Here is a 12,336-nt window from a genome sequence, read left to right as displayed (position 1 = left end):
TGCCGCCAGGCGCCGATCACGTGCCAGCGTGTAGCAGGAGCTGCAGTTTTCCGGTGCTTCTTGATGACTTCTTGACGGCTCTGATCAGTTTCCTTACGCGTTGTTAACGCTGATGCGATCCATTCGCTGAAGCCATTAAGAGGTCGTTAGAGTGTGCGAACGCTTGTCGATCTGGGAGTGACGTGTTCGGTGTTCGGGGGGCCGGTCGCCTGCGGCCGATGGAGCGGTTCCAGCATCCGACCCAGGTGATCGCGACCGGTTTCGGATCGGTGATCGCCATCGGTACGGCGTTGCTGTCGCTGCCTGTGATGACCGAGTCCGGAGAACCGGCGCACATCGTCGATGCGCTGTTCACCGCCACCTCAGCGGTGTGCGTGACCGGCCTGATCACGGTCGACACCGGTGGCCACTGGTCCACGCTCGGCGAGGTGGTCATTCTCGCGCTGATCCAGATCGGCGGCCTGGGCATCCTCACCCTGGCCACACTGTTCGCGCTGGTCGTCTACCGGAAGCTGGGGCTGCGCGCCCAGTTGATGGCCCAGGCCGAGACCAAGACGCTGCAGTTGCGCGACGTGCGCCGGGTGGTCCGCAACGTGGTGCTGTTCAGCCTGGTCAGCGAGGTCGTGGTGGCCGCCGTTCTCACCGCGCGCCTCATGATCGGCTACCGCGAGTCGTTCGGTGCGGCGCTCTACAGTGGAGTCTTCCACTCGATCTCGGCGTTCAACAACGCCGGGTTCTCGCTGCACGCCGACGGCCTGATGCGATACGTGGCCGATCCGTGGATCTCGTTGACGATCTGTGCGGCGTTCATCGTCGGCGGGCTCGGCTTCCCGGTGGTGTTCGAGCTCATCCGCTCATGGCGGCGGCCGCGGCATTGGTCGGTGCTGACGCGGATCACCGTGACCGCAACGGTGTCGCTGCTGGTGATCGGCACGATCGTGCTCACCGTCGCCGAGTACGACAACCCCGGCACCCTGGGCCCGTTGAGCGGCTCCGCCAAACTGCTGGCCGGTTTCTTCGCCGCCGCGTCCCCCCGCACCGCGGGTTTCAACACCATCGACGTGAGCAAGATGACCACCGAGAGCTGGTTCTTCACCGACATCCTGATGTTCATCGGCGGGGGCAGCGCCGGTACCGCGGGTGGCATCAAGGTCACCACCTTCGGCTTGCTGGCGTTTGTCATGTGGGCCGAGATGCGGGGCGAACACCGGGTCAACGTAGGACGCCGACGGGTTCCGGAGACCAACCACCGGCAGGCGCTGGCCATCGTGCTGCTCGCCATCGGTGCCATCGCGGTGTCGACGTTCGCACTGCTCAGCATGACCACGCATCCGCTGGACAAGGTGCTGTTCGAGGTGGTGTCCGCGTTCGGCACGGTCGGCCTGTCCACCGGGATCACCGCCGACCTGCCCAGGGCCGGGCACGTGCTGATCACCGTGCTGATGTTCATCGGCCGGATCGGGCCACTGACTCTGGCGTCCGCGCTCGCGTTGCGCGAACGGGAACGCCGCTACGAGCTACCGGAGGAGAGGACGATCGTTGGCTAGCCCAGGCAAGGAACAGGTAGTGGTCATCGGGCTGGGCCGGTTCGGCTCCGCGCTGGCGGTGGAACTGGCCAGTCACGGCACCGATGTGCTCGCCATCGACAGCAGGCCGAACGTGGTGCAGCGCCTGTCCGGCCGGCTCAGCCACGTGGTGACCGCCGACTCCACTGATGTCGAAGCCCTGCGCCAGCTCGGCGTGGCCGACTACGACCGGGCGGTGGTCGGTATCGGCACCGATATGGAGGCCAGCATCCTGACCATCGCGAACCTGGTCGACCTCGGCATCGAGCGCATCTGGGCGAAGGCGGTCACCGACCAGCACGCGAGCATCCTGAAGCGCGTCGGCGCCAGTTTCGTCGTGCTGCCCGAGCACGAGATGGGTGAGCGGGTGGCCCACCTCGTCGCCGGCCGCATGCTGGACTACATCGAGATCGACTCGGACTTCGCGATGATCAAGACCGAGCCACCGCGGGATCTCGTCGGCGTACCGCTGGGCGAGACCAAGCTTCCCGATCAGTACAACGTCAGCGTGACGGCGGTGCGCAGCAACGTGGACGGTGAAAACGCTGTCTTCAAGCCCGCCACTCCGAACACCGTGCTGATGTACGGCGATGTGATCCTGGTGATCGGCCGGATCGCCGACGTCGAACGGTTCGCCGACTCGCTCTGACCACTCGCCCTTCCCGCTCGTGGCGCCGAACACTTGACACGACTGAACAGGTGTTCAATGATCTGAACATGCGTTCAGTTTCTGACTTGACCGCCCGCGCTCGCATCCGCGATGCGGCTCTGGCGCGGTTCGGCGCCGACGGGATCGCCGGGACCTCGGTCCGGGCGGTCGCCGCGGACGCCGGGGTGTCACCCGCGCTGGTGGTGCATCACTTCGGCTCGAAGGACGGGCTGCGTCGGGCGTGCGACGAGCACGTGCTCGACACGATCCGCAGCGGAGGTGGGGCCGACATCGAAGGTGCGGCCGACATCGAAGGTGCGGCCGACATCGGCGCGTTGGCCGAGGTGTTGCAGGCCGCCACCCCGATGCGGCGTTATCTGGCGCGGGCATTGCTGGACGGCACCGACAGCGCGTCCGCGTTGTTCACCGAGATCGTGGACCGCACCCAGGAGTGGCTCACCCAAGGCGAAGCGGAGGGCTGGGTCCGTCCCACGGCCGACGCACGCGCGCGGGCGGTGACCTACGTGTCGTGGTTGCTGGCGCCGCTCGTGCTCGGGGACCAGGTCGGGCGGTTGCTGGGCGGTGATCCGGCGGAGACGGCCACCGCGATGCGGGGTGCGCGGGCCGGACTGGAGATGCTCACCGGCGGCCTGTTCACCGACGACCGGTGGCTGACGGCGTTCAACGAGGTGGACGCACGATGAGGGCCCTGCTGGTCACCCACGGCACCCGTGGTGACGTGCAACCGTTCCTCGCTCTCGCGGTGGCATTGCGCAAGCGCGGTCACGAGGCGGTGCTGGCCGCTCCGGAGTCGTACGCGCAGGAAGCGGCGGAGCGTGACGTCGAGTTCGCGACGCTGGGCGAAGGCCCGAACAGACTGATGAACGACCCCGTGATCCAGGAGGCGATCGAGGGCGGGTACCGGGGTGTACGCGGCAAGATCACCGCAGTGCGCACCACACAGCGCATCAAGCCGCTGATGGTGGACGTCCTGCACGACGTCGGCGCCGCGGCGCGCGCCTCCCGCGCGGACGTCGTCGTGCACACGCCGGGGATTCCGGCTCAGCACGTGGCAGAGATGCTCGGCGTACCCGCCGTGCTCGCCGCCCTGCAACCCGGCTGGGTGCCGACCTCTGAGTTCGCGTGCCCGATGGTCCCGCTGTCGCGGCTGCCGCGCGCGCTCAACCGCGCCACTTACCTGACGGTGGCGGCTACGTTGCGTGTCTACGCCGGTATCGCCACCCAGTGGCGCATGACCGAGCTCGGGTTGCCGCGCCGCCGGGGAAGCCACGACGTGTTGCACGACGCGGACGGCAACGACCGGCTGGTGCTGCAGGCCTTCAGCCGGCACATCACACCGATCGCCTCCGACTGGCCGGAATCGGTGCACACCACCGGATTCTGGTACCTGCCCGCCGTCGCTTCGTGGATCCCGCCGGAGCGCCTGACGCGTTTCCTCAACGATGGCCCCGCCCCGGTCTACATCGGATTCGGCAGCATGGCGGGCCGGAACTCCCGCAAAACAGCAGCGACCGTCGCGGACGCCGTGCGGCAAGCCGGTGTCCGGGCAGTGGTGGCCACCGGGTGGGGCGGCATCGCCGCGGACACCGGCACCGACGACGTGCTGGTGATCGACCAGGCGCCGCACGACTGGCTCCTCCCGCGCGTCAGTGCGGTGGTGCACCACGGAGGCGGCGGCACTACGGGGGCCGCACTGGCCGCGGGCCGGCCGCAGGTGGTGTGCCCGTTCGTCGCCGACCAGCCGCACTGGGCGAACCGGATGCACGCCGTCGGCGTCGCACCGCCTCCCCTGCGGCAGAAGGAACTCACCGCGGATCAGCTCGCCGCAGCGCTGCGGCTCGCCACCGGCGACGCCGCGATGCGTCAGCGCGCCGAGCAACTCGGACTGCAGATCCGCACGGAGAACGGCGCCGACGCGGCAGTCGACGCACTCGAACACATCATTTGACAGTTGGGGAGGACGTCGTGGCACTTGAGGACAAGGTCGCGCAGGCCTTTCGCATGGACGACGAGGCGTGGCGGCGACACGCGAACCCGTGGAGCGTGTGGACGCGCTTCGCCGCGATCCCGGTGATGTTGCTGGCGATCTGGAGCCGCACCTGGATCGGCTGGTGGAGCCTGCTCCCGATCGCCGCCGTGATCGTGTGGCTGTTCATCAACCCATCGGCGTTCCCGCCCGTCGAGCCACGCAGCTGGGCGGCGCGCGGGATCTACGGCGAGCGTGCCTGGGTGCGCCACAAGACGATGGTGCCGCCAGATCACCGCGCCGTGCTCCGGGTCCTGGTGACGCTCGGCCTCGTGGGCTTCGGCTTCATGGCATGGGGCCTGGTTCGCCTGGAGCTGTGGCCGACGGTGTTCGGGGCGACTGTGGCGATCGTGGCGCAGCTGTGGCGCATCGACCGATTCGGCTGGCTGTGGGAACGAGTCGAGCAGCGCGAAGGACAGATCACGGGTTAGTCTTGGTCCCGGTGTGCCGGGAAGCCTGGTCGGCGATGTAACCGCTGTCCCCGAGCCCAGGAGCCAATCATGGCCTCGCACACCGTGCTGACGTGTTATCCGTTGATCTTCCTGCGGGGCTGCTGGTCGTCGTGGACACCGCCCTGGACAGCCTCGGCTTGGTGCGGGAGCGCGGAGCCACCCCGTCCTCGGTGACGGTGTCCGGTGGCTCGATGACCCGAACGTGGCGAACCTGCGGACGAGCGACAGGCTGTTGGTCGTGTGTGCGTCCACATGAGACGAATGAGGAGCGATCCGTTGGCGGACAAACAGGTTTCCCGTGTAGTCGTGATCGGGCTCGGCCGGTTCGGCAGTTCGCTGGCCAGAGAGCTCAACGCGCGTGGAACGGAGGTGCTCGGTATTGACTCGGATCCGGCGATCGTCCGGCGCTACGCCGACGAACTCACCCACGCCGTCGTTGCCGACACCACCGATCCCGAGGTCATGCGCCAGCTCGGCGTCGACGAGTTCCAGCGCGCCGTCGTCGGCATCGGCACCGACCTGGAAGCCAGCATCATCACCACCGCGTTGTTGGTGGACTTCCACATCCCCAACATCTGGGCCAAGGCGGTCAGCCGCCAGCACGGCCGAATCCTCGAACGCATCGGCGCGCACCACGTCGTCCTGCCGGAACACGACATGGGCGAACGCGTGGCCCACCTGGTGACCGGCCGGATGCTGGACTACATCGAGTTCGAGGACGACTACGCCATGGTCAAGACCCGCGCCCCCGAGGAAGCAGTCGGCCTGCCGCTCGGGAAAAGCCGGCTGCGATCCAAGTACGGGGTCACCGTGGTCGGTGTGAAACGCCCCGGCCAGGGCTTCACCTACGCCACCGCAGACACCGTCGTCAACCACCACGACGTGCTGATTCTCGCCGGCCGCACCGCCGAGGTCGAACAAGTGGCGGACCTGACATGACACATGGGTTGGATCGGGAAGACACCGGCAAGGAGCAGGAAGGGCGCCGTCAAACCCGACATGGGCGGTACTGCGGCGAGGAGGACACGAGATGAACCTGCTTCTTCTGTCCGAGATCGACTCTTCCATGATCGATCTGGTAGGCGGCAAGGCTGCCGGGCTCGGTGAGATGAGCTGACCCATCGGCCGTCCCCTCAACGTTCTCGGGCGGTGCCGGACCTCGCCGAAGCTGTGTTCGACGCTGGGCGACAACGGGAACGTCTTGACGCGGTTTTGACGCGTGGACTCCGACAACGCGGTGAAGCCGTCAAGATCGCGTTAAGAGTCCTCTTCCGCATCGAGTATCTGACCCGGCCGCAGTACGGTCACCGGTTGTGGGGCTTGAAGGATGAGTGGTCAGACACTGGTGATCGGGTTCGGCGTGACCGGTCTCAGCGCTGTCCGTTACCTGCTCGATCACGGCATCCGCCCGGCCGATCTCATCGTGGTCGACAGACGCAGGGAGGCGATCGAGGAGGCCACCGAACTCGGCGCCCACGCGGTCCTGGGCGATGGCACGAACCGTCTGGTGCTCACGCAGGCGACTTCTGGGCACGTTCTGCACGTGGTGGTCGCAGTGGTGCCGGATGAGGCGGCGGTGCAGGCCACGATGCTGGCCCGAGGCCTGTGGCCGACCGCGACGATCGCGACGGCGGTGCGGAGTCTCGCGCGTGTCGCTTTCGTCCGTCGTCACGGCGCTGACCATGTCGTCACCACGTCCGAATCGGCCGGGACAGCGCTAGTGCACGCGCTGCACAAGCGCTCCGGACTGGCGACCTCTTCGCCGCCGATGCCATCCGCGATGCCATGGACGGTTGACCAGCGCCCGGCCCAGGCATCCGAGGTCGGACATGAACTTCACGACTGCGTCCCTACTGCGGTCGGCGTACTCCGCGGCAGCCGGCGCTACTGGGGCGCTGAGGCAGCGCGACTACGGCTGGCCGCCGATGACCAGATCGTGGTCCTGCAATCCCGAACACCCACCTGCCACACGGAAACCTAGGCTGCGTCCCTGATGCCCAAGTTCGCCACCGTCACGAAGCGACTCCTTTTAGGACGGCCGTTCCGGAGTGACCGGCTGTCGCACACTCTGCTGCCCAAGCGGATCGCGTTGCCCGTGTTCGCCTCCGACCCGATGTCGAGCGTGGCCTACGCGCCGGAAGAGATCCTGCTGGTGCTCTCCGTCGCCGGAGCCTCGGCCTACGTGTTCAGTCCGTGGATCGCGCTGCTCGTGGCGGTGGTGATGGCCGCCGTGGTGGCCTCCTACCGGCAGAACGTGCGCGCCTACACCTCCGGCGGCGGCGACTACGAGGTGGCCACCGTCAACCACGGCCCACGGTGGGGCCTGGTGGTGGGCAGCGCCCTGCTCGTCGACTACGTGCTCACCGTCGCGGTGTCGATCGCCTCGGCCGCGGCCAACATCGGCTCGGCCGTGCCGTTCGTGGGCGCCCACAAGGTCGAGTTCGCCATCGGCGCGATCCTGGTCCTCACCGCGATGAACCTGCGGGGCGTGCGCGAGTCGGGCACCGCGTTCGCCATCCCCACCTACGCCTTCGTCTTCGGCATCCTCGCCATGATCGTGTGGTCACTGGTGCGGGTGTACGTACTGGGCGACGAGGTACGGGCCGAAAGCGCCGACTTCCAGCTGGTGGAGGAACACGGGAGCCTCGCGGGACTCGGGTTCGCGTTCCTCATCCTGCGCGCCTTCTCCTCCGGCAGTGCGGCCCTGACCGGGGTGGAGGCGATCAGCAACGGCGTGCCGGCCTTCCGCAAACCGAAAGGCCGCAACGCCGCGACCACCCTGCTGATGATGGGCGTGCTCGCCATCACCATGTTCCTCGGACTGATCATGCTGGCCCGGCTCACCGGCGCCCAGGTCGCCGAGGACCCGGCGCACCAACTGATCGGCGCCCCCGCGGGCTACGAGCAGAAAACACTGGTCGCCCAACTCGCGAACGCTGTGTTCGCCGGCTTCTCCCCAGCGACCTGGTACGTCATCTTCTTCACCGGCCTGATCCTGGTGCTGGCCGCCAACACCGCCTTCAACGGCTTCCCCGTCCTGGGCTCGATCCTCGCCCAGGACCGCTACCTGCCCCGCCAGCTCCACACTCGCGGCGACCGACTGGTCTTCTCCAACGGCGTCGTCTTTCTCGCCACGTTCGCCATCGTCCTGGTGATCGCGTTCGATGCCGAGGTGAGCCAGCTGATCCAGCTCTACATCGTCGGCGTGTTCATGTCGTTCGTGATCAGCCAGAGCGGCATGATCCGCCACTGGACCCGGTTGCTGCGCACCGAAACCAACCCCGCCGAGCGGCGGCGGATGCGGCGCTCCCAAGCGATCAACGCCTTCGGCTTCTCCATGACCGCGGTGGTGCTGATCGTAATTCTGGTCACCAAGTTCACCCAGGGAGCCTGGATCTCACTCGCCGCGATGGCGATCATCTACGTGTTGATGGCCGCCATCCGCCGCCACTACCAGCGGGTCAGCGACGAACTCCACGAAGACGACGACACCCCACCCGTGCTGCCCTCCCGCAACCACGTCATCGTGCTCGTCTCCAAACTGCACCGCCCCACCAAACGCGCCCTCGCCTACGCCAGAGCGATGCGACCAGACGTGCTGGAAGCGGTCACCGTCAACGTCGACGACCACGACACCCGAGTACTCGTCAGCCAGTGGGGCGAACAGCCCTTCTCCGTCCCGCTCAAGGTCATCGAGTCGCCTTACCGCGAAATCACCAAACCCGTCCTCGACTACGTCAAAAGAGTGCGCACCAACAACCCCCGCGACGTGGTCACCGTCTTCATCCCCGAGTACGTCGTCGGCCACTGGTGGGAACACCTCCTCCACAACCAAAGCGCGCTCCGGCTCAAGAGCAGGCTGCTGTTCCAACCAGGCGTCATGGTCACCAGCGTCCCCTGGCAGCTCGCCTCCTCGACCAAGGTCCAGCACCGACCCGAACTCGCACCAGGAGCGATCCGGCGCGGCGTCCACTCCGAGAACCACAACGGAACCGACCAGAAATGATCAACCCGCCGATGTTGACGTACCGGCGCATCTGTTTCCCCGCCCGAATCACGCCGGTGTTCGCATTGGACATCGCATGAGCGGGCCGCAGCAGCTCGCCGTCGTGATCACGGGAGCCGGTTCCGGCATCGGGTTGCGCGCGGCCCGGCAGCTGGCCGAACGCGGTCACCGGGTGTTCGCCCTGTGCCGTGATCGACGGCGGGGCGAGGACGCGTTGGCCCGGATCAACGCGACCGCGCGGGAACCCGCGCGGCTGGTGCTCGCCGACATGGCCGAACTGGAAGGCCTGGACGCCGTCGCGGCCTCGGTGGCGGAGCACGTCGACCACCTCGACGTGGTGATCCACAACGCGGCGAACTTCGACCAGTCGCTGCGCCTGCCTCACCGGACCGCGGCCGGCCACGAGCTGATCTGGGCGACCAACCACCTGGGGCCCTTCCGGCTGACGGCCGCGCTCAGCGAGCTGCTGCGGGCGGCACCCCGCCCCAAGGTGATCACCGTGGCGAGCAAGGGCCTGATCACCATGCCCCGCATCAGAATTCGCTTCGACCACCTCGACGGAGCCGACTGGTACAGCCCCACCAGGGCCTACTACCACTCAAAACTCGCACAGATCATGTTCAGCCTCGAACTGGCGTCGAGGACCGCGGGCGGCGTGGACGTCACGTGCGTCCGGGTGCCCGCGGTGCGGGTGGACGCCGACCGGATGGCCGGCATGCCATGGCTGTTGCGCATGCTCTACGCGCCCAAGAACCGCCTGGCAGCCTCACCGGAGGACCTGGCAGCCACCTACCTGCGGATCGCGGAGGGCAGTGCTGATCGACCGCAAGGACCCGACCGGCCCGGCGAGGTTGTGCACGGCATCTACGTGGACGAACGCGAACGATCCGTGAACGCGCCCGCGTTCGCCTGCGACCCGGCGGCCCGCGAACGCCTCTGGTCGATCACCCAGGCCGCCACTGGGAACCCGTCGTGGGCCTGGTGGGACAACCGGTGACCGAGGGTGTTCCGGTGAAGATCGCCGACATCGACTCGATCGGCCCCATCAACGTCATCCGCCGCATCGCAGGATGACAGGTCGCGCCGGGCGGTCTCTCCCGAACCGCCCGGCGCTGGACATCATCAGGACATCGGCGAGGCCTGATAGCCGAGCTCTTCGATGCCCTCGACTCGGAAGACGTGGGTCGTGGTGGCCACAGTGGATCCTCTTTCAGACGATGGTGATGACGCCGGTGTACATGCCCATCCCGCAGGCGTAATCCAGCCGTCCCGGCTGCAGCACGCCCAGATCGATGCGGGTCTCGCCTCTCACCGGCAGGACCTTCTGCTCGTCGCGGATGACGAAGGACCGCACGCAGCCCTGCGCGTTCTCCGACTTGACGACGAGCGTCGTCGGCACACCGGAACGGACCTGAACGTTGTCCGGGCTGTAGGAGCCGCTGCGCGCGGTGATCACCACCGTTTGCTGTCCGTCCACCTCGGACACCGTCGCGGTGTCGGCAGGAGCGTCACCCGATCCGAAGGACTGCGCGATTTTGCTTGCAGACAAGGGTGATCCGGCCAGTTCCAAGCCACCGTTGAGCGTGTACATCCCCATGGCCAGCACCACCAGGCCGGTCACGACGGCGAGCCTGCCCTTCCAGGCGGTGGCTGCTTTGCGGGCGGCGTAGCCGAGGATGGCGAACAGTGGACCGGTGCCGAGCACGAACACAGCCATCGTCGCTGCTCCTGACAACGCGGAACCGGACGCGAGCGCCAACGCCTCCACGGACAACGTGACGCCGCAAGGGATCAGCACCGTGGCGAAGCCGAGCAAGGCCGGCGCGAACGCCGCCTGCGAACGGGCGCGGCTGCGCACGATCTTCATCCAGGACACCGGCGGCTCGATGACGATGCGGCGAAAGCCCGGAACCCCGAGCTGCGCCAGTCCGAACACGATGATCAGCAGGCCGGCGCCGATCTGCAGCCACGTGCGGAGCCCGACCGACAGCTCCACCACGCTGCCGAGCGCGCCCAGCAGCGCACCGAGCAGCGTGTGCGAGACCAGCTTGCCTGCCAGGAAGCCACCGACCGGGGCCAGGTCGTCACCCAGCTGGGCGCGCCAGTTCCGCCGCTCGGCGACCACGGCAGCCTGCTTGCTCTTCCCGCGACCGCCAGGCGCCCCAGGTTCGGCGGTCGCCGCACGCTGACGGGTGATCAATCCGGTGAGCAGACCGCCCTGCACCGCGGCACAGGACACACCACCGGCGAACAGGCCGGTGACCAGGACAGCAGCAAGATTCACGAAAGCTCCTCCGAGGGATGGGAAAGGCCGGAGAACGCACCGGCCGAGGTGCCGATGGCACGTCGTTGCCCGCCATCTCGGCGTCGAACCGAGGTGCGGGCAGACCTCTCCTAAATCCGCAACAGACAGAGTGTCGCGAGACTTGGCGCCTGCAGCAGGACGACCGGGGTCAGCGCCACACGGACAGGCCGCGGTGCTGCCGCTGAGCTGCGCAAACCGGGAAGCCTCAGCCCGGCGACGACGGCGATGACAGCCACGATGAGCATCAGACAGGCCGCGAGTGCACTGCCCATGTCACTGTTGCCAGGAGCATCCGGAGCCACGAGCATCCCGACCGCGGCCGGATGTTGTGCGGTGAGCTCGTGGCCGCCGTTCACCATGACGGTGTTCGCGCCATGTGCCATCGACATGCCGTCGCTGCACTGCGCGCCCACCACCAAGGCCAACCCCGTAAGCACGGCCAGGACGACGGCCAGCCGCGAGAGGTGTCCTCGCGCGCCGTGCGTGCCGTGGGCCGTGCCGTTCATGGCCGACATCCTACGGAGCAGGTGTCAACATCGTGTTTACCTGGTGCCGATACCTACTATTTGTGGCAGTAGGTGATCGGGAGGGTCAAGACAAGTGCAATGAAGCCGGGGGTGACGCCGGCTACCCGCGCGCACGGCGTGAGCCGGTCATGACGACGGCGATGACCGCTGCAAGCGCGAGCAGTCCGGCACCCACGACAAACGCCGCAACATAGCCGTCTGTGAGTGCGTCATCTCCCGAATTGCCTTTCGCCGCGGTGACGGACAGTGCCACCACGTTGAGCGCCGACACGCCAACCGCTCCGCCGATCTGGCGCATCGCGTTGGTCAGTGCGCCGGCAACACCCGCATCGCCAGACGGCACGCCGTCCAACGTGATCTTCGTGACCGTTGTGAGTGCAGCTCCGATGCCCAGGCCGCTCACCAGCAGTGCGGGGAAGAGCACCGACCAGAAACCACTGGCCGGGTCGAGCACGCCGAGGTAGGCCATGCCGGCCGCGCCCATCAGCAGACCTGTGGTCAACACAGCTCGCGGACCCGTTCGACCGAGGATCCGGCCGGCCGCCAACGAGCCCACGAAGACGCCGGCAGCACTGGGCAGGAACGCCAGTCCGGTCACCACTGGCGAATACTCGCGGACGAGCTGCAGGTAGTAGGTCAGGAAAAGGTAGAACGCCAGCAGCGCGGCGCCGGCGAGGAACACGATCGCGTACCCGGCACCGCGCACACGGTCGACCACGACGCGCAGCGGCATCATCGGCCGTTCCGACCGGCGTTCGATGACGACGAATGCGATGAGTAGCGCC

At 67.4% G+C, this 12,336-nt stretch carries 12 protein-coding genes; 9 read left to right on the top strand and 3 right to left on the bottom strand.

All coding sequences use genetic code 11. From position 1 onward, the window contains the following. Positions 1 to 218: 218 nt before the first annotated feature. From IG04_RS0103650 to IG04_RS0103605, 9 genes are all read left to right on the top strand, one after another. On the top strand, positions 219 to 1,547 hold the full coding sequence (locus IG04_RS0103650) for a TrkH family potassium uptake protein (protein ID WP_030475075.1): 1,329 nt from the start codon (positions 219 to 221) through the stop codon (positions 1,545 to 1,547). Then, entirely contained in the window at positions 1,540 to 2,214 is a 675-nt protein-coding gene (locus IG04_RS0103645; RefSeq protein WP_245816025.1) for a potassium channel family protein, read from the top strand. Before IG04_RS0103650 ends, IG04_RS0103645 begins: the two co-directional genes overlap by 8 nt. 68 nt (positions 2,215 to 2,282) lie before the next feature. After that, positions 2,283 to 2,918, top strand: a complete 636-nt coding sequence (locus IG04_RS0103640; RefSeq protein ID WP_030475073.1) for a TetR/AcrR family transcriptional regulator — start codon at positions 2,283 to 2,285, stop codon at positions 2,916 to 2,918. After that, on the top strand, positions 2,915 to 4,183 hold the full coding sequence (locus IG04_RS0103635; RefSeq protein ID WP_030475072.1) for a glycosyltransferase: 1,269 nt from the start codon (positions 2,915 to 2,917) through the stop codon (positions 4,181 to 4,183). Before IG04_RS0103640 ends, IG04_RS0103635 begins: the two co-directional genes overlap by 4 nt. Positions 4,184 to 4,200: 17 nt before the next feature. Continuing rightward, positions 4,201 to 4,692, top strand: coding sequence for a DUF6653 family protein (locus IG04_RS0103630; protein WP_030475071.1), 492 nt, complete (start codon positions 4,201 to 4,203; stop codon positions 4,690 to 4,692). Positions 4,693 to 4,989: 297 nt separating this feature from the next. After that, positions 4,990 to 5,652 (top strand): potassium channel family protein, encoded by a 663-nt coding sequence (locus tag IG04_RS0103625; RefSeq protein ID WP_030475070.1) that lies wholly within the window; start codon positions 4,990 to 4,992, stop codon positions 5,650 to 5,652. A 406-nt stretch (positions 5,653 to 6,058) separates the two neighbouring features. Beyond that, entirely contained in the window at positions 6,059 to 6,694 is a 636-nt protein-coding gene (locus tag IG04_RS42215) for an NAD(P)-binding protein (RefSeq protein WP_030475069.1), read from the top strand. Positions 6,695 to 6,706: 12 nt separating this feature from the next. Continuing rightward, a complete protein-coding gene (locus tag IG04_RS0103610; RefSeq protein ID WP_030475068.1) occupies positions 6,707 to 8,719 on the top strand; it encodes an APC family permease in 2,013 nt (670 codons plus the stop codon). Between the two features lie 76 nt (positions 8,720 to 8,795). Next, positions 8,796 to 9,716 (top strand): SDR family NAD(P)-dependent oxidoreductase, encoded by a 921-nt coding sequence (locus tag IG04_RS0103605; protein ID WP_030475067.1) that lies wholly within the window; start codon positions 8,796 to 8,798, stop codon positions 9,714 to 9,716. Between the two features lie 213 nt (positions 9,717 to 9,929). On the opposite strand, the gene IG04_RS0103595 is transcribed toward IG04_RS0103605, so the two are convergent. The 3 genes from IG04_RS0103595 to IG04_RS0103585 form a co-directional block, all read right to left on the bottom strand. Continuing rightward, the gene (locus IG04_RS0103595; RefSeq protein ID WP_030475066.1) at positions 9,930 to 11,003 is read right to left on the bottom strand and encodes a sulfite exporter TauE/SafE family protein; all 1,074 of its coding nucleotides are present in this window, start codon (positions 11,001 to 11,003) and stop codon (positions 9,930 to 9,932) included. Between the two features lie 110 nt (positions 11,004 to 11,113). Then, positions 11,114 to 11,530, bottom strand: a complete 417-nt coding sequence (locus IG04_RS0103590; protein ID WP_030475065.1) for a hypothetical protein — start codon at positions 11,528 to 11,530, stop codon at positions 11,114 to 11,116. Between the two features lie 121 nt (positions 11,531 to 11,651). Beyond that, positions 11,652 to 12,336: MFS transporter (locus IG04_RS0103585; protein WP_036013616.1), on the bottom strand; the 685-nt coding region annotated here is incomplete at its 5' end.

The organism is Lentzea albidocapillata (assembly GCF_000719115.1).
In the GTDB taxonomy this organism is placed as follows: domain Bacteria; phylum Actinomycetota; class Actinomycetes; order Mycobacteriales; family Pseudonocardiaceae; genus Lentzea; species Lentzea albidocapillata.
Note: the sequence above shows the minus strand (reverse complement) of the source record. Positions and strands in the feature narration are given on the sequence as shown.

Excerpts from the sequence above, each read along its gene's own strand:
- IG04_RS0103635 (WP_030475072.1), top strand. The coding sequence starts at position 2,915 with ATGAGGGCCCTGCTGGTCACCCACGGCACCCGTGGTGACGTGCAACCG.
- IG04_RS0103610 (WP_030475068.1), top strand. The coding sequence starts at position 6,707 with ATGCCCAAGTTCGCCACCGTCACGAAGCGACTCCTTTTAGGACGGCCG.
- IG04_RS0103590 (WP_030475065.1), bottom strand. The coding sequence starts at position 11,530 with ATGAACGGCACGGCCCACGGCACGCACGGCGCGCGAGGACACCTCTCG.
- IG04_RS0103605 (WP_030475067.1), top strand. The coding sequence starts at position 8,796 with ATGAGCGGGCCGCAGCAGCTCGCCGTCGTGATCACGGGAGCCGGTTCC.
- IG04_RS0103650 (WP_030475075.1), top strand. The coding sequence starts at position 219 with ATGGAGCGGTTCCAGCATCCGACCCAGGTGATCGCGACCGGTTTCGGA.
- IG04_RS0103640 (WP_030475073.1), top strand. The coding sequence starts at position 2,283 with ATGCGTTCAGTTTCTGACTTGACCGCCCGCGCTCGCATCCGCGATGCG.